Below are 24,048 nucleotides of genomic sequence, written 5' to 3'. Positions count from 1 at the left end.
GGGATGGTCGGGACGGAGCCGTCCGCCCTGGTCCGGGCACACGGGCTCCTCACCTCCGTGCTCGGTGAGGGTGCGGGGAGACGTGTACGAGGACCGTCCGCGCGTGGGGTGCGGGACGCCGTGCGGAGGCGTATCTGACGGTCCGTCGGAATGTGCGGTTCCATTGAGGCGCGGGTGCCTCACGATTGCAAGGGAAGCGGACCCTTTCCTTCAACGGTCATAGAAAGTGGCCGAAGTTGGCCCCGGGCGCGGTCCGGCATACGGGTCCGTCGGACGGAGGTCACCGCTGTCCGGCGGCCGGAGTCATGTTCTGCAGGCCCACCACGCGCAGCAGTTGGAGACGCTCGTGCGACTCGGTGCCTGGGCGTGCCGTGTGGACGACGAGGAGCTGGTTGTCGCCGGAGCTGAGCAGGAACTCGCAGTCGAGTTCCAGCAGACCGACCGTGCGGTGCAGGAACCGTTTCGTCGCGGAGCGCCGCACCGCGACCTCGTGGGACTCCCAGAGGTCCGCGAACTCCTCGCTTGTGGAGCGGAGTTCGGCCACCAGGGCGGCGGGGGCCGGGTCGTCGGGGCGGGCCGCCGTGACCGCGCGCAGGTTGGCGACATGGGAGCGGGCGTGCTCGGGGCGGTCCTCGGGCGGGAAGAGGGCGCGGGACCGCGGGTCGGTGAAGAACCGTCGTACGACGTTGCGCCCGGGGTCCGCCTCGCCCGTCAGCGCCGCCGCCATCGCGTTCTGCGCGAGCACGTCGCCGTAGTCGGTCATGACCTGCGCCGGTGCGTCGTGCAGCCGGTCGAGGATCAGCAGCAGCCCGGGGCGGACATGCGACGAGGCGCTCCCGGCCCGCGGTGGCTCCTCGCCGGCCAGGTGGAAGAGGTGGTCCCGCTCGTCGCCGGTGAGCCGCAGCGCCCGCGCCAGCGCGCCCAGCATCTGACGGGAGGGGTGCGGTCCGCGTGACTGTTCGAGCCGGGTGTAGTAGTCCACGGACATGCCCGCCAGCGCCGCCACCTCCTCGCGGCGCAGGCCAGGGGTGCGGCGGCGGGAACCGGCCGTGAGCCCCACGTCGGAGGGCTCCAGACGGGCCCGGCCGCGGCGCAGGAAGTCGGCGAGTTCGGCTCGGTTCACCTCTCCAGCGTGACGCAGGCCGCCGGTCTTATCCAGGCACTGCCGGTCCCTGGATCAGGAGGTCTCTCCCGCTCCGCCCGGCACGGGGGGACGGTGGAGGCCGACGAGAGGAACAGATCATGCTGACACTGGTGACCGGAGCCACCGGCGAGGTCGGACGCCGCTTCGTACCCCGCCTCCTGCAGCAGGCACCCCCCGGCGACCGGGTACGGGTCCTGGTCCGTGACGAGTCCCGGGCGGCGGCCCTCGCCGCCCTCACCGGCCCGAACGGCCTCGGGGTCGAGACCGCCGTCGGAGACCTGCGCGACTCCGAGACGCTCGGCAAGGCCCTCGCGGGCGTCGACGCGGTGGTGAACATCGCGGCCGCCTTCCGCGGAGTGCCGGACGACGAGGCCTGGGCGGTCAACCGCGACGCCGCACTGGAGCTCGGCCGCGCCGCCGTCTCCTCCGGGGTGCGCCGGTTCGTGCAGGTCAGCACCAATCTGGTGTACGGGACCGGTCGGGGCCGCCCGCTGACCGAGGACGACCCGAGCCTGCCCGGCGGCGAGATGTGGGGTGCCTACCCGGCGTCCAAGGCGGAGGCGGAGCGCGGCCTGCTCGCCCTGGAAGGCGGTATGGACGTCCGGGTAGGCCGCCTAGCCTTCGTCTACGGGGAGGGCGACCCGCATCTCGCCGCGTCGATGCGGTGGGCCGCGCACTGGGCTGCCGGTCAACGGCTCCAGATGGTCCACCACGCGGATGTCGCCCAGGGCCTGCGCCGCCTGCTGTACGCCCCCGGCGTGGCCGCCGGCCGGATCTGCAACATCGCCGACGACGCCCCCGTGACCACCGTCGACCTCCACCTGATCAACGGTGTCGAGGTACCCCCCGCCCTGTACGAGCGCACCGACCCCGACCCCTGGAACGGGATCGTGTCCACCGACCGCATCCGCCACGACCTGGGCTTCCGCCCGGTGTACCCGTCCCTGTGGACGGCCAGGGACGCCGGGGCCCTGTGACCGGGCCGGGCGGCCCGTCCGAAGGGACCGCCCGGCCCGCTCAGTCCACCCCCTTGATCCGCCCCACCAGTACCGCCCCCGCGAGCCCGATCACCGCCGCGACCAGGTACAGGACCCGGTAGCCGCCCAGATACGTCACGATCGGGGCCGCCAGTACGGGGGCCGCGACCTGGGGGAGGGCGTTGGCGATGTTGATGACGCCGAGGTCCTTGCCGCGGTCGAGGGCCTTCGGCAGGACGTCGGTCATCAGGGCGAAGTCGACGGAGGTGAAGACGCCGAAGCCGATGCCGAGGACGGCCGCGGCGGTGATCGCGCCGGGCCAGGTCTGCCAGCCGGCCAGTACCGCCGTGGCCACCGCCATCAGGACGCCGGACCAGATCACGAACGGTTTCCGGCGGCCGAGCCGGTCCGACCACACCCCGCCCACCACGACGGTGGCGAGCAGCGTGACTCCGTTCACCGCCGTGAGGATCAGAACACCCTGCTCGGGGTCGCCGTAGTGCAGCCGGTCCCGGAGGTAGTAGAGCAGATACAGCAGCACCAAGGCGTTGCTGAGGTTGATCAGGAAGCGGGTCAGCCAGGCCCACGCCAGGTCGGGGTGCTCGCGCGGGCTCAGCCGGAACGAGGCGAGGAACGCGCGCCCGGACCAGGGCGGCCGGGCCGACACCGGCAGCCGCAGGTCCGGGTGACGCAGCACGTAGGGCAGCACGCCGACCAGGGTGAACACCGCGCACGCCGCGTACCCGCCGCCGGTGCCCCCGGCCACCGTCGCGAGTCCCGTGCCGCCGACCACGCCGAGGATCTGCGCCGCGCCCAGCCAGCCGCCCACGGACCCGCGTTGGAGGCGCGGCACCCGGTCGGGGACGGCCGCGGTGACCGCCGCGAACGCGGCGTTCAGGGTCAGCTGGACCAGGCACCAGCCCGCCGCCATCGTCCACACACCGCCCGCCCCCGCGAGGAGCAGCAGGGACAGCGCACCGCCGGCCGCTCCGGCCGCGATCCACGGGGTACGGCGGCCCCGGCGCGCGGTCGTACGGTCGGACAGCGCGCCGAAGAGCGGGTTGGCGATCAGCGAGACGACCGCGCCCGCACCCGTCACCCAGGCCAGCATCGCCTCCTTGGACATGCCGGTGCCGGGCGCGAAGTCCTCCGCCTGGGAGGCGAGGAGGATCTGCAGGGGGCCGTACCAGCCCACCCAGATCGCCCCGTTGGCGAGCGAGAGCGCGGAGGTCCAGCCCCGGCCGACCCGTTCGACGGGCTCGGCGAGGGCGGCCACGGGTATGACCGGCTGGTCGGCCGCGGTCATCTCTGTGCCCGCAGGGCGTCCCGCAGCCAGTTGTACGAGGCCTTCGGGGTCCGCTCCAGGGTGTCGTAGTCGACGTGCACGAGACCGAAGCGGCGCTCGTACCCCTCCGCCCACTCGAAGTTGTCCATCAGCGACCAGACAAAGTAGCCGCGGACGTCGATGCCCTGTTCCAACGCCCGGTGCAGCGCCCGGACATGACCGTCCAGGAAGGTGATCCGCTCCTGGTCGTCGATGCCGTCGTACGAGCAGCCGTTCTCGGTGATGACGACGGGCGGGAGCCGGTCGCCGTAGCGCTCGCGGAAGCCGACCAGCAGTTCGGTGAGCGCCTCGGGCACCACCGGCCAGCCGAAGTCGGTGACCGGGTAACCCTCCAGTTCCTTGACGGTGAAGGGCAGTTCGGCGGGCAGCGTGAGTCCGCTGAACTCGATCTCCGCGCCCTCGGGAGCGCCCACCTCGGTCGGCTGGTAGTAGTTGATCCCGTACCAGTCGACCGGCTCGGCGATGATCTTCAGGTCCGATTCGACGTCGCCGGGCATCAACTCACCGATGCCTTCGGGGTACTGCCCGAGCAGGACGGGATCGGCGAAGAGGCGGTTGAGCAGGAGGTCGTAGAAGTCGGCCGCCTCCACGTCCTCGGTACGGTCCGAGGCCGCCCAGGTCGGGCCGTGCGAGTTGGCGATCCCGATGTCGTCGGCGCCGGCCGCGCGCAGCGCCCGTACGGCGAGACCGTGCGCGAGGAGCTGGTGGTGGGCCACCGGCAGCGCGTCGAACAGGAGCTGCTTGCCGGGGGCGTGCGCGCCGAGCGCGTGACCCAACAGGGTGTGTTCGGCGGGCTCGTTGAGAGTGATCCACTTCTTGACGCGGTCGCCGAGGCGTCCGGCGACGACCGAGGCGTACTCGGCGAACCGCTCGGCGGTGTCCCGGTCCATCCAGTCCAGCTCCGCCGGCAGGTCCCAGTGGAAGAGGGTCGGTACGGGCCGGACGCCTGCCGCGCACAGGGCGTCGACCAGACGGTCGTAGAAGTCGAGGCCGCCGGGGGAGTTCACCCGGGGCCAGGAGATGGAGAATCGGTACGCGTCCACGCCGAGGCCCGCGAGGAGTGCCACGTCCTCCGGGTAGCGGTGGAAGTGGTCGCAGGCCACCGCCGCCGTGGAGCCGTCCTTGATGTGACCGGGCCCCGCGCTGAAGGCGTCCCACACCGAGGGGGCGCGTTCGTCCACGGCCCCCTCGATCTGGTGGGCCGAGGTGGACACGCCCCAGAGGAAGCCGGCCGGGAACTGCGGGAGGGGATTCGTCGCCATGCGCGCGATCATCTGTACCGGCGGTAACGGAAGTCAACGGTTCGGCGTGCCCGCAATTCGGCGTCCTCTGCCGGACCGTGAGGCGCCCTCCGCGGGGATCCGACGCCGGGCCGTGAGGTGTCCTCCGTCAGGCGCCCTCCTTCAGTACCCGTGAGATCAGCTCGCGCTGCTCCTCCGTCAGCGTGGGGTCGGCGGCGTAGACCGTCTTTCCGTCCACGGTGATCCGATAGCTGAAGCCGTCCGGGACGCCGGCCGGGGGTGTGCCCCGGCCGGCGTCGATCGCCCGCTCGGCCAGGGCGTGCCACTCGGGGGCGTCGGGCCGTCCCGAGGTGTCCACCTCGGCACGGCGTTCGATGCCCGCGAACCCGCCCGTGCGCCGCACTTCAATACGCATGGGTCCTGTCTAGTACGAGTCGGGCGTCCGGAGCCATGCTTCCGGGGTACGGGTTCGGAGCCGTACCTCCGGGCCACGGGTCCGGGCCGATGCCTCCGGGCAGGTGCCTCCGGGGTACGGGTCCGGGACCGCGTCTCCGGAGCTATGCGGACGGGACTCCGACCTGCTCCCAGGCCTTCGTCACGGCCAGCAGTTCCTCCCCGTCGTTGTACCGGGTCCGCGCCGCGGCGAACGTGAGCCGCGCGAAGTCCGAGAAGAGGGCCTGCTGCGGCAGCTCCCCGCCGGTGAGGACGTCGTACCAGATCTGTCCGGCCCGCTCCCACGCGTGGCCGCCGAGTGACTGGGCGACGAGGTAGAAGGCGTGGTTGGGAATGCCCGAGTTGATGTGGACGCCGCCGTTGTCGCGGCCGGTGTTGACGTAGCCGTCCATCGTCCCGGGCTGCGGGTCCTTGCCGAGGACGTGGTCGTCGTACGCGGTGCCCGGCTCCTTCATGGAGCGCAGGGCGGTGCCGGTGATCCGCGGGGCGAGCAGGCCCGCGCCGATCAGCCAGTCGGCCTCGGCGGCGGTCTGGCCGAGCGTGTACTGCTTGATCAGCGAGCCGAAGACGTCCGACATGGACTCGTTCAGGGCACCCGGCTGGCCGAAGTAGGTGAGGTTCGCCGTGTACTGGGTGACGCCGTGGGTCAGCTCGTGGCCGATGACGTCGACCGGGATGGTGAAGTCGAGGAAGATCTCGCCGTCGCCGTCGCCGAACACCATCTGCTCGCCGTTCCAGAAGGCGTTGTTGTAGTTCGCGTCGAAGTGCACGGTCGCGTCGAGCGGCAGGCCCTCGCCGTTGATCGAGGTGCGTTGGTAGGCGTTCAGGTAGAGGTCGAAGGTCGCGCCGAGGCCGGCGTACGCGCGGTTGACCGTGGCGTCCTTGCCCGGCTTGTCGCCCTCGCCGCGGACCTTCTTGCCGGGGAGGTCCTGGCGGTGGCGGGCGTCGTAGATCGTGCGGTGGGGTGTGCGCTCGTCGGCCCCCGCGGGCGCGGGCACGGCAGGCGCGCCGAGGACGGTGGTCAGCCGCCGGTGGGTGCGCTCGTACGCGTCGCGCTCCAGGGTCTGGCGCGCGGGACCGGAGAGCGCCGGGTCCTCGTGCTGGGCGAGCTTGTCGAGGACGTGCGGCGGCACGATGGTGCAGTGAACGGGCTCGAAGCCCCCGTTGGTCGTCATGCCCGGCACCCTTGCACTGGGTGATGTGTATGTCACTACGTGCAACCATGATTGGTGAAATGCGGCAATAAGGAGCCTGCGATTCCACCTAGAAGTGGTATGGCGCACTTTTTGCACCTTTTGGGGGGCGCGATCCCGCATACTGATACAGCCCTCCGTACGGAGCGCGGCTCCGCTAGGCTGCGGAGCATCATGCGTTTCGGGCTGCTTCTCCTTAGCTGCCGCGGCGAGGGCCTGTAGTCGAGGCCGACCCCCTCCCCGCGGAGTCTGGCGTTGCGCCGTCGGCCGTCCTTTCGGACATCCTGAGGAGCCTACGCATCATGGCGAACAGCCAGAGCCAGCACACCCGCCCGAACCGTCAGCGTCCCACGTCGATGCCGGTCCACAAGTACGGGCAGTACGAGCAGGTCGACATCGCCGACCGCGACTGGCCGAACAACCGGATCACCGTCGCCCCCCGCTGGCTCTCCACGGATCTGCGCGACGGCAACCAGGCCCTGATCGACCCCATGTCGCCCGCGCGCAAGCGTGAGATGTTCGACCTGCTGGTGAAGATGGGCTACAAGGAGATCGAGGTCGGCTTCCCGGCGTCGGGCCAGACGGACTTCGACTTCGTCCGCTCGATCATCGAGGACGAGACCGCGATCCCGGACGACGTCACGATCTCCGTACTGACCCAGGCCCGCGAGGACCTGATCGAGCGGACCGTCGAGTCGCTGAAGGGCGCCAAGCGCGCCAACGTGCACCTGTACAACGCCACCGCCCCGGTCTTCCGCCGCGTGGTCTTCCGTGGCTCCAGGGACGACATCAAGCAGATCGCCGTCGACGGCACACGCCTGGTCGTCGAGTACGCGGAGAAACTGCTGGGCCCCGAGACCGAGTTCGGGTACCAGTACAGCCCCGAGATCTTCACCGACACCGAGCTGGACTTCGCCCTGGAGGTCTGCGAGGCGGTCATGGACGTCTGGCTGCCCGGTCCGGGCCGCGAGATCATCCTCAACCTGCCCGCCACGGTGGAGCGTTCGACCCCCTCCACGCACGCGGACCGCTTCGAGTGGATGGGCCGTCACCTGTCCCGCCGCGAGTACGTCTGCCTGTCGATCCACCCCCACAACGACCGCGGCACGGCCGTCGCCGCAGCCGAGCTGGCGCTGATGGCCGGCGCCGACCGCGTCGAGGGCTGCCTGTTCGGCCAGGGCGAGCGCACCGGCAACGTCGACCTGGTCACCCTGGGCATGAACCTGTTCTCGCAGGGCGTCGACCCGCAGATCGACTTCTCCCACATCGACGAGATCCGCCGTACGTGGGAGTACTGCAACCAGATGGAGGTCCACGCGCGCCACCCGTACGTGGGCGACCTGGTCTACACGTCCTTCTCCGGCTCCCACCAGGACGCCATCAAGAAAGGCTTCGACGCGCTGGAGGCCGACGCGGCCGCCAGGGGCGTCACCGTCGACGACATCGAGTGGGCCGTCCCGTACCTGCCGATCGACCCGAAGGACGTCGGCCGTTCCTACGAGGCCGTCATCCGGGTCAACTCGCAGTCGGGCAAGGGCGGTATCGCGTACGTCCTGAAGAACGACCACAAGCTGGACCTGCCGCGCCGGATGCAGATCGAGTTCTCGAAGATCATCCAGGCGAAGACGGACGCCGAGGGCGGCGAGGTCACGCCGAAGGACATCTGGGCGACCTTCCAGGACGAGTACCTGCCCAACCCGTCGAACCCGTGGGGCCGCATCCAGGTCAGGACCGGCCAGTCCACCACGGACAAGGACGGCGTGGACACACTGACCGTCGAGGCCACGGTCGACGGCGCCGACACCGTCCTGAGCGGCACCGGCAACGGTCCGATCTCCGCCTTCTTCGACGCCCTGCAGTCCATCGGCATCGACGTGCGCCTGCTCGACTACCAGGAGCACACGATGAGCGAGGGTGCCTCCGCGCAGGCCGCCTCCTACATCGAGTGCGCGATCGGCGACAAGGTTCTGTGGGGAATCGGCATCGACGCGAATACGACACGTGCCTCGCTGAAGGCCGTCGTCTCCGCCGTCAACCGCGCGGCCCGCTGACCTCGTTCACCTGGCTCTTTCCGGCCCCGTCCGCCTTTCGAGGCGGGCGGGGCCCGGTCGTATCCCGGCCAATCCATGTGCAGGTCACGAGCAGGTCTCGTCCTAGGTACTGACTACACCTCAACAATGTGGCTAACATCACGCCAGCACGGCGATGTTGCCGTGGGGTACCTCCCACGCCTTTAAGGCTGTGGGGGAGTTACGGAGGTGTGCGACGTGCTGCCAGGATGGGGACGAAACGGTCGTGCAGTTCAGGTTCCCCGCATCCTGGGCACCCGTACGGCGTGGAGCACCGTCGGCGACGGGGAGTTCTTCTGCCCCGGCTGCGGGGGCGACCGCAACTATCAGCGGCTCACCGGTCGGCGCCGCTTCACGCTTCTGGGTGTTCCCGTCCTCCCGCGCGGCGAGACGGGGCCCGTCGTCGAGTGCGCGGCCTGCAGCAGCCACTACGGCGCCGACGTCCTCGACCACCCCACCACCACCCGCTTCTCCGCGATGCTCCGCGACGCCGTCCACACCGTCGCCCTCGCGGTCCTCGCGGCGGGCGGCGGCTGCGCCCGCGCGTCCCTGGAGACCGCCGCCGCGGCCGTCCGCGCGGCCGGCTTCGACGACTGCACGGAGGACCAGCTCGGCGCCCTCGTCGAGGCCCTCGCCGCCGACACGGGCCGCTTCTTCGGCGAGCCCTGCGGAGCGAGCCTGGCCATAGAACTTCACGAGGCCCTGGACCCGCTGGCCCCGCACCTCGCCCCGACGGGCCGCGAGGCGATCCTCCTCCAGGGCGCCCGCATCGCCCTCGCCGACGGGCCGTACACCCCCGCCGAACGCGACGTCCTGGCCACCGTGGGCGCGGCCCTGACGATCTGCTCGGACGACGTGACCCGACTCCTGGCGACGGCCCGGACGCCGTCGTAGTCCCGCCCCACCGCTACTCCCCAGGGAGTAGTCCGGTCCCCGCGCCACCCCTCGCAGTACCCCCGAACTCGCTCTTCCGCGCGACGTATCCCGTCCGCCGCGCCGGAAGTCTGGAGCCTGTCCAGACATTCCGCGAGAAGGGGAGGACCCCGCCATGGGGCCCGAGAAGGCCGGAAAGACGAGCACAGGACGGCGGCGGACGGCCGTGCCCTGGCTGCTGCTCGGGCTGTGGGTGGCCGTGCTGGCCGCTGTCGGGCCGTTCGCGGCGAAGTTGTCGGATGTGCAGCACGACCGGGCCGTCGACTATCTGCCGTCGAGCGCGGACTCCACGCAGGTCGCGAAGATCGAGGACCGGCTGCCCGGCGGGGAGGCCACCGAGCTGGTGCTCGTCTACCACCGCGACGGGGGGCTCCGTTCCGCCGACCGGGACACGGCAGCCCGCCAGGTCGCCGTGATCACCCGGGCGAACCCGCTCACCGCCGCCCCCGAGGCCGTGCCGTCCCCCGACGGCAGCACGCTGATGTACGCGGTCGCCAGCAACGCGCCCGGTACCGACGAGAAGAAGCGCGACGCGTTCGTGAACGACGTACGCGATGTCGCCCGGGGAACCGACGGGATGAGCGTCGTCGTCGGCGGGCCCGGCGCACTGGCCACCGACGCCGGCGAGGTCTACAACTCGCTCGGCGGACCGCTGCTCTACACCACGGTCGCCGTCGTCGCCGTCCTGCTGATCCTCATCTACCGCAGTCCGCTGCTGTGGCTCGTGCCGCTCGCCGTCGCGGGCGTCGCCGACTATCTGTCGATGGGCGTCGCCTACGGACTCCACCAGGCGTTCGGCACCAGCGTCTCCGGCCAGAGCTCGGGCGTGATGACGATCCTCGTCTTCGGCGCCGGAACCGACTACGCCCTGCTGATCATCTCCCGCTACCGCGAGGAACTGCGGCGCGTGGAACGGCCCTACGACGCCATGAAGGAGGCCCTGCGCGGCTGCGGGCCCGCCGTGCTCGCCTCCTCCGGCACCGTCGCCGCCGGACTGCTCTGCCTGCTCGCCGCCGACCTCAACAGCAGCCGGGGCATGGGCCCGACGGGCACCGTCGGCGTGCTCTGCGCCCTCCTCGCCATGCTGACCCTGCTGCCCGCCGTGCTCGTCCTGCTCGGGCGGCGGGTGTTCTGGCCGCTCGTCCCCGCCTACGGCAGCGAGCCCAAGCAGCGGCGGAGCCTGTTCTCCGCGATGGGGACCTCCGCCGGCCGCCGGCCGCTCGTCGTGCTCGCGAGCGGAGCCGTCCTGCTCGGGGCACTCGCACTCGGCGCACTGAACCTGCCCGGCCCGCTCAAGCAGCAGGACTCCTTCGCCCACCGGCCCGACTCGGTCGCCGCGATGGAGACCCTCGCCCGCGCCTACCCGGGGCGGGGCACCCAGCCGATCACCGTGATCACCCCGCCCGGGCGGGCCGAGGCGACGCTGGCCTCGGTGCGCGCTCACGCCGGTGTCGCGAGCGCCGAGCGCGGACGCAGCGGTGGAGGAGGCTGGACGGAGATCTCCGTCATCGCGCGCGGCGCTCCGCAGTCGGCGGCCGAGACCGCCACGATCAAGGCCCTGCGGGCGGACCTCGGCGGATCGTACGTCGGTGGCCCGAGCGCCCAGCAGATCGACCTCCAGGACACCGACGCCCGCGACCGGCTCGTCGTCGTACCGATCGTCCTCGTCTCGGTCCTGCTGATCCTGGTCCTGCTGCTGCGGTCGCTCGTCGCCCCGCTGCTGCTCGTCACCGCCGTCATCGCGGTGTGGGGAGCGGCGCTCGGCATCGGCGGTCTCGTCTTCGGCCCGCTGCTCGGGTTCGAGGGGACCGATCCCGGCCTCGGCCTGCTGTCCTTCGTGTTCCTGGTCGCCCTCGGCGTCGATTACGGAATCTTCCTCATGCACCGGATGCGGGAGGAATCCCGCTCCGGTGCCGAGCCGGCCGCCGCCGCGCTCACCGCGCTGCGCACCACGGGAGGCGTGATCGCCTCGGCCGGCCTCGTCCTCGCGGCCACCTTCGCGGTGCTCACGAACATGGGGCTCCTCCAGCTCGTCGAGCTCGGCTTCGTCATCTCGGTCGGTGTGCTGCTCGACACCTTCCTCGTCCGTACGTACCTGGTGACCAGTGCGAGCGTGGCGCTGGGACGGAAGGTGTGGTGGCCGGGCACCCTCTCGCGCGAGCCGGACACCGAGGCGGCCGGAAAGCAGGAGCCGGTCGCGGTCGGCTGAGCAGCCTGGCCGCCTGGCCGCCTGGCCGCCTGGCCGCTTGGCCGCTTGGCCGCTTGGCGGCTCGGACACTCGGCAGTCCGTAGCCCGGATGCCCGGCAGTCCGGTGGCCGGGCAGTCCAGCGGCCCGGAGTCTGGCGGCCCGGACGCACGATGGCCAGGCCGCCTGGCGGCCCGGACGCTCGCACAGGGCGGGCCGTCGGGGCCGGCCGGCCCCGACGACCCGCACACTGGATGCCGGGCCGGCCGGCCCCCACCGGTCCGGCCACCCCTCACACATCGGACATCGGGCGCCCCTCTCCCGGAGGGGCGCCTCTCACGGAGGACGAAGCGGTGGACGTCAAACGCATGCTGCACCTCACCGGCTTCGGACACCGGGGGAACGTCGACCCGGCGCGGATCCTGTGCCAGGACGCGCTGCTCGCCGGCGTGCTGCTGATCCTCGACATCACCGTGGTGCTCACCGTGCACGCCGACGGCCGGAGACCGGACGCGCTCGGCTGGACCCTGCTGATCGCCGCGCACCTCGCGGTGACCTTCCGGCGGCACGCCCCGCTGGCCGCGTTCCTCGCGCTCGTCGCCTGCGTCGGCCCGTACCACGCGCTCGACTACGACCACAACGCGCCGCTGCTCGTCTCGATGACCGCGCTGTTCACCGTCGCCGTCACTGGGCGCCCGCTGCGCTCCCTGGTCATCGGCAGCGGTGTCATCGGGATCATGCTCGCGGTCAAGTTCGGGCATGGCACCGCCGAGGGCACCGAGGCGCTGCGCGTCACCGGCTGGATCGTCGCGTTCATCGTGCTCGGTGTGTACGTCCGGGTGCACGGGCAGTACTTCGCCGAGGTCGTCGAACGTGCCGAGCGCGCCGAACGCACCCGTGAGGAGGAGGCCCGCCGCCGGGTGGCCGAGGAACGTCTGCGTATCGCCCGGGACCTGCACGATCTGCTCGCCCACAGCATCACCCTGATCGGCGTGCAGACCTCCGTCGCCGCGCACGTGCTGGCCGCCGACCCCGACCGCCTCGACCGCAAGGCCGTCGCCGAAGCCCTCGAGGACATCTCCGAGACCTGCCGGAGCGCGCGCGGCGAACTGCGGTCCACGCTGGAGGTGCTGCGCGACTCCGAGCACGGCGGCAGCGACGGGCGGGGGCCCCTGCCCGGCCTCGACGGGGTACCCGATCTGGTGGCGGCGGCGCGTTCGGCGGGCGCGAAGGTGGCGGCGCCGACCATGGCACGGACCGACGGCGTCCCCTCCGCCGTGGGCGCCGCCGCCTACCGCATCGTCCAGGAGGCGCTGACCAACGCGGTGCGGCACGCGGGCCCCGGGGTGAGTGTCCGCGTGGACCTGAGCACGGACGGCTGGGCCCTGCGCGTGACGGTCACGGACGACGGCATCGGCGACGCGGGCGGCCCGCCCGGCTTCGGCCTGGTGGGGATGCGGGAGCGGGCTCGTAGCGTGGGCGGCACGGTGGAGACCGGGACACGGGAAGGGGGCGGATTCGCGGTGGTGGCGGTACTGCCCCTGGGCACGACGCTGCCGGAGCAGCGGGCGGCGGCGGAGCGGAGGGTGGCGGCGGACGGCGAGGCCCGGCCAGGGGCGCCGGGCGCTTTCGAGGGCGTACAGGATGCCGATGACGTACGCGGGCCCGGAGTGCCGGGTGGTCCCGGGACCGTACGGGATTCCGCAGCTGTACGTGATTCCGGGGCCGTGAGCGAGTCCGACGACGTGCGCGAGTCCGACGACGTACGCGGCCCCGGACTCGATTCCGTGGCCGCGTCCGAGCCCGGAAGGGGCGAGACCCGATGACCATCCGTGTGGTCCTCGCCGACGACCAGAACCTCGTGCGGGCCGCGTTCGCCATGCTCGTGGAATCGGCGCGGGACATGGAGGTGGTCGGACAGGCGGCCACCGGGCGGGAGGCCGTCGAGCTGGCGCGCACGGAGCGGGCCGACCTGATCGTGATGGACATCCGCATGCCCGACCTGGACGGCATCGAGGCGACCCGGCTCATCGCGGCCGACGAGAGCCTGGCCGGAGTCAGAGTCCTCGTGCTCACCACGTACGACACCGACGAGCACATCGTGGAAGCGCTGCGCGCGGGCGCCTCCGGCTTCCTGGTGAAGGACACCCGGCCCGCCGAACTCCTCGACGCGATCCGCACGGTGGCAGCCGGGGACTCGCTGCTCTCACCGGGCCCCACGGCCCGCCTGGTCGCCCGCTTCCTGCGTACCCCGTCGGTTCCCGCGCTCGCGGCGGGCGGTCCCGAAGGGCTCTCCGAGCGGGAGCGCGAGGTGCTCACCCTGGTCGCCCGCGGCCTCAACAACACGGAGATCGCGGCGGCGTTGGGTCTCAGTCCGCTCACCGCGAAGACCCATGTCAGCCGCATCATGGGCAAGCTGGGCGCCCGCGACCGGACCCAGCTGGTCATCGTGGCGTACGAGTCGGGCCTGGTGACCCCGGGAGACGCGGAGCGGACCTGACCCGGTATCCGTCCGGCGTGATGTCAGAGTGAACTGACGTCCCGTCAATACGCCGTGAAAGTGCGGGTATTGCTGTGGCACCCGGGGCAGATTAGGTTCACCGGGACATCCCACGTCCCACGTTCCATGTCTGACGCAGTCGACGCAGTCCAGGGAGTGCCATGACCAGCATGAGCCGCATGCTCGCGTTCGCAGCCACCGCCGGACTCCTCACCAGCCTCACCACCCTCGCCGCCACCGGCGGCACCGCCTCGGCCGCGCCCCTGGCCGGGCGCGGTTGCACCTCCTCCGTCCCGTACACCGCGGGCCAGGAGGGCTATGACACGTACCGCATCCCCGCGACCGTCATGACCCGGGCCGGCACGCTGCTCGCCTTCGCCGAGGGGCGGCACAGCGGCGCCGGTGACACCGGGAACATCGACGTCGTCCTCAGACGGTCGTCCGACGGCGGCTGCACCTGGAGCCCGCTCGGCGTCGTCGCGTCCGGCGGCGGTGACACCCGCGGCAACCCGGCGCCGGTGGTGGACCCGAGGACCGGCCGGATCGTCCTGCTCACGTCCTACAACAGCGGTGCGGTGACCGAGGCGCAGATCATGCGGGGCGAGGTCACGGCGGAGCAGAGCCGGCGCGTCTTCGTCCAGACCAGCCGTGACGACGGGCGGCACTTCACCGCCCCGCGGGACATCACGGCGCAGACGAAGCTGCCGGGCTGGCGCTGGTACGCCACCGGCCCCGGCCACGCGATCGCCCTGCGCCACGGACCGCACGCCGGGCGCCTGGTCGTGCCCGCCAACCACTCCGCCGCCCCGCCCACCGGGTCCGCCGACACCGGTCAGGAGCCCAAGTACTACGGAGCGCACGCGCTCTACAGCGACGACGGCGGGATCACCTGGCGGCTCGGCTTCGTCGACGACTCGTACGACGGGGTCGACAACGCCAATGAGAGCTCCGTGGCCGAACTCCCCGACGGGCGGCTCTACTTCACCTCGCGCGACCAGAACGGAACGAGTCCCGGCAACCGCCTCGACTCCTACTCCGGCGACGGCGCCGAAACCCTGGACCGCCCCTTCGCCGTCCAGCCCACCCTGAACGACGTCCCCGTCGTCCAGGGCAGCGTCCTCCAGCTGACCGGCCGTTTCGCCCCGCTCCTCTTCTCCGGCCCCTCCGTCCCCACCGTCCGCCAGTCCATGGCCGTCTGGCGCAGCACCACCGCCGGCGCGACCTTCGTGAAGGCGGCCACCCTGTCCACCCAGCGAGCCGCCTACTCGGACCTCGTCCAGCTCAGCACCTCCCGGGTCGGCATCCTCTACGAGACCGGTGTCACGGGGCCGTACGAGAGCGTCGAGTTCAGGCGGCTGCCGGTGAGCGGGCTGCTGGGGTAGCGGTGTCCGGCCCCGGCTGGAGCAGCGCGGTGTCCGGCCCCGGCTAGAGGAGCCCCGCCGAAGCCAGGTACTTCCCGACCCGCTCGACCTCGCCCTGCGACAGGGGCACCTGGGGTTCCGCCGTCGCGGGGCAGTCGATGACGCCCCGCAGGAACAGCGCGGCCTTGAAGGCGCCGAGGGCCGAGGAACTGCCGCCCATCCGGGCCGAGTCGCCGGCGCCCACCAGGCCGAACAGCTCGCACAGCCGCTCCTGCTCCGCGCGTGCACGCTCCCAGTCGCCCGCCGCGCACAGCTCGTACAACCGTACGTAGCCCACCGGGTCCACATTGGCCAGGCCGGGGACCGCGCCGTCCGCGCCGAGGGCCAGAGCAGAGTCCACGACCACCTCGGAGCCGGTGAGCGCGGTGAAGCCGGTGACGCCGGGGTGGGTACGAACGCCGGTGACGACCGTGCGGAAGGCGCCGAGGTCGCCGCTGGAGTCCTTGAGCCCGGCCAGCACACCGTCGGCGGCGAGTTCGAGGACCAGTCCGGGGCTCAGCCTGGTGTGGACGGAGGCCGGCAGGTCGTAGGCGAACACGGGGAGCGACGCGCGGGCGGCGACGACACGGAAGTGGCGGTCGATCTCCGCGGGATGGGTGCGGGTGTAGAAGGGGGCCGTGACGACGACCGCGTCCGCTCCCGCGGCGCGGGCGGTGTGCGCGTGGTCCAGGACGCGGGGCGTGGTCATGTCGATCGCACCGGCCAGGACGGGGAGTTGACCGGCGACATGCCCCGCCGCCGTCTCCACCACCAGTTTGCGCTGCGCGTCCGTCAGATAGGCCACCTCGGACGTCGAGCCGAGGACGAACAGGCCGTGCACCCCGCCGTCCACCAGATGGTCGATCAGTCGGGTGAGCGACGGGACGTCCACCTCGCGGTCCGGTGTCAGGGGCGTGCAGACGGGCGGTACGACACCGGTCAGCGGGGCGGGGAAGGTCATGAAGGCTCCCGGATGTGCTGCTGGAACGGAACGTCGGCCGTGGCGGCGGCCTCGGCGGCGGACTCGGCCTGCGCGACCAGGGTGCGCGTCGACCGGCCCTCCTCGACAGGATGGTGACACCGGAAGCGGTGCCCCGGGGTCGACGCGGCCGTGAACTCCGGCATCCGGGTCGCACACTCCCCGTCCGCCTTCCAGCACCGGGTGCGGAAGGGGCAGCCGCTCGGCGGGCGTGTCGCCGACGGGACGGGCCCGGTCAGCGGAATCGGCTCGATCGGATCCAGCAGGCCCGGGGTCGCCGAGAACAGCGCCCGGGTGTACGGGTGACGGGAGCCGTCGGTGACCTCGTCGGCCGGGGACTCCTCCACGATCCGGCCGAGGTACATCGTGATCACCCGGTCGCTCATCCGGCGCACCGTCTGGATGTCGTGGGAGACGAACACCAGCGCCAGGCCGAGGCGTTCCTTCAGATCGAGGAGGAGGTTGAGGATCTGCGCGCGGACCGACACGTCCAGCGCGCTCGTCGGCTCGTCGGCCACCACCAGGTCGGGATCCAGCGCCAGGGCGCGGGCGATCGCCACCCGCTGGCGCTGACCGCCGGAGAGCTGGCCGGGCAGCGCGTCGGCGAGCGCCCGGGGCAGGCCGACCAGGGACATCAGCTCCTTCACCCGGTCGGCCCGTTCGGCCGAGGTGCCGCGCCGGTGCACATCCAGCGGGTCGCGCAGGATGCGGCTCACGGGCAGCCGGCGGTTCAGAGCCGTCGACGGGTCCTGGAAGATCATGCCCGTGCTGCCGCCGACGGCCGTGCGCCGCTCGTCCGGTTTCAGGGACCACAGGTCGCGGCCGCGGAAGGTCACGGTCCCGGAGGTCGGCCGCTGCACCCCCACCAGTACCTTCGCGAGCGTCGACTTGCCGCAGCCCGACTCGCCGACGACGCCGATCGTCTCGCCGGGCACGATGGTGAGATCGGCGCCGGTCAGGGCGTACACCCGGTCCCTGGTGAACACACCGCCGCTGCGCGCCTTGTGGACGACATGCACGTCGGTGAGCCGGACGAGCGCGTCCGTCCGGCGGGCCTCGGCCTCCCGCACCGGCGCGGTCATGAGACGGCCCCGGTCGCCGTCGGCGGAATCACGTCGGGCGGAATCCTCACTTCACGGCCTCGCTCTCCGTGGTCAGCAGGTCGACGGCCGGGTGGTGGCAGGCCGCCGTGTGCGTGTGCGGGCCGACCAGGTCCGGCGCCGTCGTCCGGCACACCTCGCTCGCCATCGGACACCGGTCGGCGAACCGGCAGCCGGCCGGGAAGTCGGCCGGGGAGGGGACGACCCCCTTGATCTGCGTCATGCGCTCCGCCGCGGACTCCAGGGACAGCACGCTGCCCAGCAGCCCGCGTGTGTAGTGGTGTGCCGGGGACTCCACCAGGTCCGCCGTCACCCCCGTCTCCACGATCTGGCCGCCGTACATCACGACCACCCGGTCGGTGACGGCCGAGATCAGCGCCAGGTCGTGCGAGACGAGGATCAGGGCGAAGTCCAGTTCCGCCCGCAGCCGCAGCAGCAGCTCTATGACCTGCGCCTGGACCGTCACGTCCAGGGCCGTCGTCGGTTCGTCCGCGACGATCAGCCTGGGCTCGCGGGACAGGGCCATCGCGATCAGGACGCGCTGGCGCTGGCCGCCGGAGAGCTCGTGCGGGTAACTGCGCAGCGTGCGCTCGGGATCGAGGCCGACCAGAGAGAGGAGTTCGGCCGCCGTGCGCTTGCCGCCCCGCCGTATCACCTGCTTCAGCTGCGCCCTGATCGTCATCGCCGGGTTCAGGGACGACAGCGCGTCCTGGTAGACCATCGCCATCTCGTGGCCCAGCAGCCGGCGCCGTACCCGCATCGGCTCGCCCACCAACTGCCGCTGTTCGAAACGGACATGGCCCCTCACCCGGGCGCCCTTCGGCTCCAGGCCCATCACGGTCAGGGCCGTCAGCGACTTCCCGCAGCCCGACTCGCCGACCAGGCCGAGGACTTCGCCGGGATACACCTCGAAGCTGATGCCGTCGACGATGTCCACACCGCTGTGCCGGTTCTCGAAGCCGATGGCCAGATGCTCGACCGCGAGAACAGGCTGCCGGCCGGACGGGAGCGGGCGGGCCCGTGAACGCAGCCGCGCGGCGGCCTCCGCCAGACCGGGGAGTTCCAGGACCGTGCCGCTGCCCGGCTCGGGTGCTTCGAGACGGTCCTCGGCGGGGGGTACGGACACCTCCCGGGCGGCCGGCGCGGCCCACGCGTCGGAGACACCCTCGGAGAGGATGTTCAGCGACAGCACGGTGACCAGCATCAGCAGGCCGGGGAAGACGGTGGCCCACCAGCCGCCGGTCAGCACCATGTTCTTGCCGTCGGCGATGACACTGCCCCAGGACGGGTCCGGGGGCCGTACGCCCGCGCCGATGAAGGACAGCGAGGCCTCGAACACGATCGCCTCGGCGACCTGCACGGTGCAGAACACCAGGATGGGGGCCGCGCAGTTGACGGCCACGTGCCTGAGGACGATGTGCGGGGTGCGGGCGCCGATCACCTGCTCGGCCGTGACGTAGTCCTCGCCGTACTGGTCGAGGACGTTCGCCCGTACGACCCGGGCGACGGGCGGGGTGAACAGGAACGCGATCGCGCAGATCAGTACCGTGATGCCGCCGCCGAACACGGCGACGAGCACGGCGGCGAGCGCGATGCCGGGGAACGCCATCACGACGTCCAGGCAGCGCATCAGGGTCTCGTCGACCGCCTTGCGCGAGGTCGCGGCGAGCGCGCCGAGCAGTGCCCCCACGACCAGGGCGAGCGCGGTGGCGCCGAGGCCGATCGCCAGCGACCAGCGTGCCCCGTACATCAGCCGGCTGAGGATGTCCCGGCCGAGACTGTCCTGCCCCATCCAGTGGCCGGCCGACGGATGCCCGGTGCCGTCCACCTGCGGCTGCTGGTCGAGCGGGTCGTGCGGCGCGAGCAGGGGGGCGAACAGCGCCGTCAGCACGACCACGGTCAGGAAGCAGACCGCGATCCTCGACAGCGGCGGCAGCCTGCGCCAGCCGCGCAGCCGGACACCGGGCCGGGCGAGGGCCCCCGTCAGATCCTTCCGCGTGAACATCAGCCCGCTTCCCTCAGACGTGGGTTGACCAGCAGATACAGGATGTCGATGACGAGGTTCACGACCACGAAGCCGATGGCCGTGGTCAGGACGACGCCCTGTACGACCGCCGGGTCACCGTTCTGCACGGCGTCGATCATCAGCTTGCCCATGCCGGGCAGCGAGAAGATCGTCTCGATGACGACCGCGCCGCCCAGCAGATAGCCCACGCGCAGGCCCAGTACGGTGAGCGGGTTCATCAGGGCGTTGCGCAGGACGTTGCGGCCGACGACCACCCGGGGCGGCAGCCCGCTGCCGATCGCGGTGCGCACATAGTCCTTGTCGAGCTCCTCGACCACGGACGTCCGCACGATCCGGGTGAGCTGGGCCGCGACCGGCAGGGAGAGCGCGAGCGCGGGCAGCGCCATGGTCTTCAGCCAGCCGGAGAGCGAGTCGGCCGGGTTGATGTAGCCGCCGGTCGGGAACCAGCCCTGGTCGACGGCGAGGTACTGGATCATGAGCAGGGCCAGCCAGAAGCCCGGTGCGGCGACCCCGGTCAGGGACACCACCCGGATGATCTGGTCGGGCAGCCGGTCGCGGTAGATCGCGGCCGTGACCCCGCCGAGCAGCGCCAGCACCACCGCGATGCCGAGCCCCAGGAAGGTGAGCTGGAGGGTGAGCGGCAGCGCGGTGGTGACCTGTTCGACGACCGGCGCCCGGGTCAGCGCGCTGGTGCCCATGTCGCCGTGCAGCAGGTCACCCACGAAGTGGAAGTAGCGCAAGGGCAGCGGATCGAGCAGTCCGTTCTGTTCCCGGAAGTCGTGCAGTTGCTGCGGGGTCGGGTTGGCGCCCTGGAAGAACGCCGACGCCGGATCGACGTCGGAGAACCGCATCACCAGGAACACGAACAGGACGATCCCGAGCATCAGCGGCACGAGCAGCAGGGCGCGGCGCAGCAGGATCCTGACGATGGCGACCACGTATCAACTCCCTTGTCGCCTAGACCCACTTGGCTTGCAGCAGGTTGATGCCCGGGTAGGGCTGCGGCCTTATCCCCGCGAGCCGACGCGGATTCCACGCGGTCATCAGCTCGTTGTGCACGACCGGGTAGAGCACGGCCTGCTCGGCGACGACGTCGATGTAGTCCTGGATCATCGTCTTCTTCTTGTCGGCGTCGGGCTCCTGCGTCGCCCGGTCCATGTCCTTGAAGAGCTGCTTGGCGACCGGGTCGCCGGCCCAACGGGCGTAGCCCATCCAGGGGTTCTGGGGGCCGTAGTTGTAGTGCATGATCAGGTCGGCGTCGAGACCGAACTGGTTGGGGTTCGAGGCGGCGGCGACGACCTGGTAGTCCTGCTTCTGGTCCATCTTGGTGAACACGGCCGTAGTCTCCTGCGGGGCCAGCGTCGTCCGGACGCCGATCGCGTCCCAGGACGCCTTGATGGTCGGCAGGCAGTCGACGATCCAGCTGACGTTCACCGACAGGATCTCGATCTTCAGTTCCTTGACCCCGGCCGCCTTCAGGAGCTTCTTCGCCTTCTCCGGGTCGTAGGAGTAGACGGTCTTCGCGGGCCGGTAGGAGGGGTTGGCCTCGTTGAGGAAGGAGTTCGACGGCTTCCCGTGCCCCCTGAGGGCGACCTCGACCATCTTGCCGGTGTCGATGGCGTAGTGCAGCGCCTGGCGGACCCGGACGTCGTCGAACGGCTTGTGCCGGGTGTTGAACATCAGGAACAGGTTGTTCATGCCCGCGCCGCCCTGGACGGTCATGCCGCCCTTGCGGAGCTGCTGGATGTTGGCGTACGGGATGTTGTCGGCGATCTGGGCGCCGGCGCTCGCTCCGGAGATCTTCGCGACGCGGGGCGCGGCGTCCACTATGGTCAGCCAGTTCATCTTCTTGAAGGCGGGCTTGCGCGGCCCGTTGTAGGCGGCGAACGCCTCGAACGTCGTGTTGGACTTCGGGTGGTGCGCGGTCTGCCGGTACGGGCCCGAACCGATCGCCTTGCCCTTGATCGCGTCGTCCCAGGCACCCGGCCGGGAGAAGACGTGCTTGGGCATGATCTTTGCCAGGGTGAGCCGGGAGATCCCCTCGGGGAACGGGAACTTGAGGACCAGCTCGACGTTCTGCGCGTCGATCCTGCGGACTTCCTTCAGCCAGCTGGCGAAGAAGCCCTTGGCGAGGGTCTGGGTCTTCGGGTCGAGTATCCGGTCGAAGACGAAGACCACGTCGTCGGCGGTGACCGGCTTCCCGTCGTGGAAGGTGGCACCCGCCCGCAGCGTGAACTTCCAGGACGTGCCGGTGAGGTCGGCGGGCACCTGGGTGGCGAGCGCGGCGTAGGGCTCGCGGGAGATCGGGTCGGTGTCGAGGAGGCCCTCGTAGATGTGGTTGTTGGCGGCCATGCAGAAGGCGGACGCGGTCTGCGTCGGATCCCAGCTTCCGTCGTTCCCGTAGCCGATCACGGCCGTCAGCGTGGCGTTCCGGCCGCTGCCCGAACCGCCGGTGTCGTTCGTCGACTCCGGCCCGGACGTGCAGGCGGCAAGGGTCGAGGAGAGGGCGGCGGCCGCGCCCAGGGCCCCGGTGTACTTCAGGAACGACCGGCGGTGCAGCGCCGGAGTGCGGTTCACGTCGCGCACGGTTCCTCCAGCAAGGAGTGGTCCAGTTGAGCGGTCCGGTGAGGCGGTGGAGCGGTCGGTGCGATGGCCCGGGGAGCAGGAGATACGACGTCCTACGTCATAGGGGGCAGCGCGACCATAAGAGGGGGCGCGGAGAGGGTCAAGGGATCGCACACGAATGGCGTATCTTCCACTGGTGCGACCAATGGCGGTATGAATCAGGGCAGTTGGCCGAACTTGGCGTTTAATCAGGCCGGAGGTGGGACGTCCGATGTCCAGCGAGCGTACGATGCGGCGCATGCCTGAGGAGACCGGGAACCGGCGGCGGCCCGAGCGCCGGGTGAGCAGTCAGATCCAGCGCGAGGTCATGCAGCTGATCCTCGACCAGGGGCTTCCGGCCGGCGCGCCGCTACCCACCGAGACCGAGCTGATGACCGATCTCGGCGTGAGCCGCAACTCGGTCCGCGAGGCGCTCAAGGCCCTTCAGGCACTCGACATAGTCGAGATCCGGCACGGCTACGGAACGTATGTGGGCGAGGCGTCCATGACGCCGTTCGTCGACGGACTGACCTTCCGCACGCTCGCCCGTCCGGACGATCCGACCGGGGCGCTTGCCGAGATCCTCCAGGTCCGCGAGGTGCTGGAGGAGGGGCTGATAAGCCGGGTCGCCCAGGTGCTGACCGAGGAGGAGCTGGACCGGCTCGAAGCCGTCGTCACGGAGATGGAGACGGCCGGCGACGACGGGCGCTCCTTCCCCGAACTCGACAGCGAGTTCCACGAGTTGCTGTACGCATCGCTCGGCAACCCGCTCGTGCCCCAGCTGCTCGGCGCGTTCTGGACCGTCTTCCGGCGGGTCGCCGTGGTGCGCGGCTGGACCGACGACATCACCCCGGAGGTGACGGCCCGCCGTCACCGCGACATCCTCACCGCCCTGCGGGTCCGGGACGTCGAGGGCGCCCAGCGCGCGATGGCCGACCATTTCCGGGGAATCGAGACTCGGGCGGCCCAGGGCTCCCGCGGCGTGAGCTGAACGGGGCTCCGCTCCGGTCCCGCCCCATCCCGGCCTCGCTCAACTCCGGCCTCGACTCCGGCCTCGACTCCGGCCCTCGGCCGACTCCGGCCCTCGGCCGACTCCGGGCTCGGTCGACTCCGGGCTCGGTCGACTCCGGGCTCGGTCGACTCCGGGCCCGGTCGACTCCGGGCCCGTCCGACCTCGGACTCCTCCGGCGTTGTGCCCGTTCGGCGTCCGGCCTGCCCGGGGTCCGTCCCGGCCAGGGCCTGCCCAGCCCCGGTACCGGAGGGGTGTCCGGGCCTGTGTGCGCTCCCGGCCCGCCACATCCCGGGTCGGTTCCGCTCCGGCCTCGTCCAGCCCCGGGTCCTCTGCCCCGGCCCGCCCTATGGTGGACCCATGGCCGAAACCGACCCCGATACGCAGCCCTACTCGCACCCTGGCGAGCGATTCGGCGCCGACGCCGACAGCGGTACCTGGGAGCCGGGCGACGCGGGTGTGCTGTCGTTGCCCTCCGGCCGGCTGATCCGGGGCCGGGCGCTGCGCCGGCCGCTTCCGGCCGACGGAGGTCCCGAGCCGACGTACGCCGTGTATCTGCTCGGCAAGGAGCCGCCCCCGGTCCCCTGGGAAGCCCGCTGGCTGCGCTGGCCGGACTTCCGGCTGCCCGCCGACCGGGCGGGGGCCCGCGCGGTGCTCACGGAGGCCTGGCGGCGGGCCGCCGGCGAACGCGTCGAGATCGCCTGCTTCGGCGGCCGCGGCCGCACCGGCACGGCCCTGGCCTGCGTCGCCGTCCTCGACGGCGTACCGCCCGAGGACGCGGTGGCCTACGTACGCCGGCACTACGACCGGCACGCGGTGGAGACGCCGTGGCAGCGCGCGTACGTACGCCGCTTCGGCGCGCAGGACTGATCCGGGCGGCCCTCCAGGG

The 24,048-nt window shown here is 71.5% G+C and carries 18 protein-coding genes and 1 pseudogene; 9 read left to right on the top strand and 10 right to left on the bottom strand.

What is annotated here, in order from left to right; genetic code table 11:
• Positions 1-280: 280 nt before the first annotated feature.
• Positions 281-1,123 (bottom strand): helix-turn-helix transcriptional regulator, encoded by an 843-nt coding sequence (locus N4G66_RS04650; RefSeq protein WP_261702636.1) that lies wholly within the window; start codon positions 1,121-1,123, stop codon positions 281-283.
• A gap of 119 nt (positions 1,124-1,242) precedes the next feature.
• Between N4G66_RS04650 and N4G66_RS04645 the strand changes: the two genes are divergently transcribed.
• Positions 1,243-2,121, top strand: a complete 879-nt coding sequence (locus N4G66_RS04645) for an NAD-dependent epimerase/dehydratase family protein (RefSeq protein ID WP_261702635.1) — start codon at positions 1,243-1,245, stop codon at positions 2,119-2,121.
• A gap of 40 nt (positions 2,122-2,161) precedes the next feature.
• Here the strand turns inward: N4G66_RS04645 and N4G66_RS04640 are convergent, their stop codons facing one another.
• The 4 genes from N4G66_RS04640 to N4G66_RS04625 form a co-directional block, all read right to left on the bottom strand.
• Positions 2,162-3,427, bottom strand: a complete 1,266-nt coding sequence (locus N4G66_RS04640) for an MFS transporter (protein WP_261702634.1) — start codon at positions 3,425-3,427, stop codon at positions 2,162-2,164.
• A complete protein-coding gene (locus N4G66_RS04635) occupies positions 3,424-4,740 on the bottom strand; it encodes a GH1 family beta-glucosidase (RefSeq protein WP_261702633.1) in 1,317 nt (438 codons plus the stop codon). The genes N4G66_RS04640 and N4G66_RS04635 overlap by 4 nt, the downstream gene beginning before the upstream one ends.
• 115 nt (positions 4,741-4,855) lie before the next feature.
• Positions 4,856-5,122: a protealysin inhibitor emfourin gene (locus tag N4G66_RS04630; RefSeq protein ID WP_261702632.1), complete on the bottom strand. Its 267-nt coding sequence runs from the start codon at positions 5,120-5,122 to the stop codon at positions 4,856-4,858.
• Between the two features lie 142 nt (positions 5,123-5,264).
• Positions 5,265-6,335, bottom strand: coding sequence for a M4 family metallopeptidase (locus N4G66_RS04625; protein ID WP_261702631.1), 1,071 nt, complete (start codon positions 6,333-6,335; stop codon positions 5,265-5,267).
• 320 nt (positions 6,336-6,655) lie between these two features.
• On the opposite strand from N4G66_RS04625, the gene leuA reads away from it, so the two are divergent.
• The 6 genes and pseudogenes from leuA (at position 6,656) to N4G66_RS04595 (ending at position 15,423) form a co-directional block, all read left to right on the top strand.
• Positions 6,656-8,404 carry a 2-isopropylmalate synthase gene (gene leuA / locus N4G66_RS04620; protein WP_261702630.1) on the top strand — a complete coding sequence of 583 codons (1,749 nt, stop codon included), beginning with the start codon at positions 6,656-6,658 and terminating at the stop codon, positions 8,402-8,404.
• Between the two features lie 216 nt (positions 8,405-8,620).
• The gene (locus N4G66_RS04615) at positions 8,621-9,316 is read left to right on the top strand and encodes a TerB family tellurite resistance protein (protein ID WP_261702629.1); all 696 of its coding nucleotides are present in this window, start codon (positions 8,621-8,623) and stop codon (positions 9,314-9,316) included.
• A 154-nt stretch (positions 9,317-9,470) separates the two neighbouring features.
• Positions 9,471-11,564 (top strand): MMPL family transporter, encoded by a 2,094-nt coding sequence (locus tag N4G66_RS04610; RefSeq protein WP_261702628.1) that lies wholly within the window; start codon positions 9,471-9,473, stop codon positions 11,562-11,564.
• A 345-nt stretch (positions 11,565-11,909) separates the two neighbouring features.
• A pseudogene (locus N4G66_RS04605) lies at positions 11,910-13,085 on the top strand (sensor histidine kinase); the annotation flags it as partial.
• Between the two features lie 278 nt (positions 13,086-13,363).
• Positions 13,364-14,041 carry a response regulator gene (locus N4G66_RS04600; RefSeq protein WP_261702627.1) on the top strand — a complete coding sequence of 226 codons (678 nt, stop codon included), beginning with the start codon at positions 13,364-13,366 and terminating at the stop codon, positions 14,039-14,041.
• A 161-nt stretch (positions 14,042-14,202) separates the two neighbouring features.
• Positions 14,203-15,423 carry a sialidase family protein gene (locus N4G66_RS04595; RefSeq protein ID WP_261702626.1) on the top strand — a complete coding sequence of 407 codons (1,221 nt, stop codon included), beginning with the start codon at positions 14,203-14,205 and terminating at the stop codon, positions 15,421-15,423.
• A 43-nt stretch (positions 15,424-15,466) separates the two neighbouring features.
• On the opposite strand, the gene N4G66_RS04590 is transcribed toward N4G66_RS04595, so the two are convergent.
• Genes N4G66_RS04590 through N4G66_RS04570 form a run of 5 tightly spaced genes read right to left on the bottom strand, consistent with a single transcriptional unit; the run spans position 15,467 to position 22,132 of the window.
• Positions 15,467-16,402, bottom strand: a complete 936-nt coding sequence (locus N4G66_RS04590) for a dihydrodipicolinate synthase family protein (protein ID WP_261702625.1) — start codon at positions 16,400-16,402, stop codon at positions 15,467-15,469.
• Positions 16,399-17,502: an oligopeptide/dipeptide ABC transporter ATP-binding protein gene (locus N4G66_RS04585; protein ID WP_261702624.1), complete on the bottom strand. Its 1,104-nt coding sequence runs from the start codon at positions 17,500-17,502 to the stop codon at positions 16,399-16,401. The genes N4G66_RS04590 and N4G66_RS04585 overlap by 4 nt, the downstream gene beginning before the upstream one ends.
• Before the next feature lie 46 nt (positions 17,503-17,548).
• Complete coding sequence (locus N4G66_RS04580) at positions 17,549-19,525, bottom strand: dipeptide/oligopeptide/nickel ABC transporter permease/ATP-binding protein (protein ID WP_261702623.1); 1,977 nt, start codon at positions 19,523-19,525, stop codon at positions 17,549-17,551.
• Positions 19,525-20,484, bottom strand: coding sequence for an ABC transporter permease (locus N4G66_RS04575; RefSeq protein WP_261702622.1), 960 nt, complete (start codon positions 20,482-20,484; stop codon positions 19,525-19,527). The genes N4G66_RS04580 and N4G66_RS04575 overlap by 1 nt, the downstream gene beginning before the upstream one ends.
• Positions 20,485-20,503: 19 nt before the next feature.
• A complete protein-coding gene (locus N4G66_RS04570) occupies positions 20,504-22,132 on the bottom strand; it encodes an ABC transporter substrate-binding protein (protein ID WP_261702621.1) in 1,629 nt (542 codons plus the stop codon).
• Positions 22,133-22,400: 268 nt separating this feature from the next.
• On the opposite strand from N4G66_RS04570, the gene N4G66_RS04565 reads away from it, so the two are divergent.
• On the top strand, positions 22,401-23,141 hold the full coding sequence (locus tag N4G66_RS04565) for a FadR/GntR family transcriptional regulator (protein WP_261702706.1): 741 nt from the start codon (positions 22,401-22,403) through the stop codon (positions 23,139-23,141).
• 378 nt (positions 23,142-23,519) lie between these two features.
• Positions 23,520-24,029, top strand: a complete 510-nt coding sequence (locus tag N4G66_RS04560; RefSeq protein WP_261702620.1) for a protein-tyrosine phosphatase family protein — start codon at positions 23,520-23,522, stop codon at positions 24,027-24,029.
• Positions 24,030-24,048 lie beyond the last annotated feature (19 nt).

This window comes from Streptomyces rhizosphaerihabitans (assembly GCF_025399795.1).
Classification (GTDB): domain Bacteria; phylum Actinomycetota; class Actinomycetes; order Streptomycetales; family Streptomycetaceae; genus Streptomyces; species Streptomyces rhizosphaerihabitans.
Note: the sequence above shows the minus strand (reverse complement) of the source record. Positions and strands in the feature narration are given on the sequence as shown.

Excerpts from the sequence above, each read along its gene's own strand:
- N4G66_RS04645 (WP_261702635.1), top strand. The coding sequence starts at position 1,243 with ATGCTGACACTGGTGACCGGAGCCACCGGCGAGGTCGGACGCCGCTTC.
- N4G66_RS04640 (WP_261702634.1), bottom strand. The coding sequence starts at position 3,427 with ATGACCGCGGCCGACCAGCCGGTCATACCCGTGGCCGCCCTCGCCGAG.
- N4G66_RS04635 (WP_261702633.1), bottom strand. The coding sequence starts at position 4,740 with ATGATCGCGCGCATGGCGACGAATCCCCTCCCGCAGTTCCCGGCCGGC.
- N4G66_RS04630 (WP_261702632.1), bottom strand. The coding sequence starts at position 5,122 with ATGCGTATTGAAGTGCGGCGCACGGGCGGGTTCGCGGGCATCGAACGC.
- N4G66_RS04625 (WP_261702631.1), bottom strand. The coding sequence starts at position 6,335 with ATGACGACCAACGGGGGCTTCGAGCCCGTTCACTGCACCATCGTGCCG.
- leuA (WP_261702630.1), top strand. The coding sequence starts at position 6,656 with ATGGCGAACAGCCAGAGCCAGCACACCCGCCCGAACCGTCAGCGTCCC.
- N4G66_RS04610 (WP_261702628.1), top strand. The coding sequence starts at position 9,471 with ATGGGGCCCGAGAAGGCCGGAAAGACGAGCACAGGACGGCGGCGGACG.
- N4G66_RS04600 (WP_261702627.1), top strand. The coding sequence starts at position 13,364 with ATGACCATCCGTGTGGTCCTCGCCGACGACCAGAACCTCGTGCGGGCC.
- N4G66_RS04595 (WP_261702626.1), top strand. The coding sequence starts at position 14,203 with ATGACCAGCATGAGCCGCATGCTCGCGTTCGCAGCCACCGCCGGACTC.
- N4G66_RS04590 (WP_261702625.1), bottom strand. The coding sequence starts at position 16,402 with ATGACCTTCCCCGCCCCGCTGACCGGTGTCGTACCGCCCGTCTGCACG.
- N4G66_RS04585 (WP_261702624.1), bottom strand. The coding sequence starts at position 17,502 with ATGACCGCGCCGGTGCGGGAGGCCGAGGCCCGCCGGACGGACGCGCTC.
- N4G66_RS04580 (WP_261702623.1), bottom strand. The coding sequence starts at position 19,525 with ATGTTCACGCGGAAGGATCTGACGGGGGCCCTCGCCCGGCCCGGTGTC.
- N4G66_RS04565 (WP_261702706.1), top strand. The coding sequence starts at position 22,401 with ATGCGGCGCATGCCTGAGGAGACCGGGAACCGGCGGCGGCCCGAGCGC.
- N4G66_RS04560 (WP_261702620.1), top strand. The coding sequence starts at position 23,520 with ATGGCCGAAACCGACCCCGATACGCAGCCCTACTCGCACCCTGGCGAG.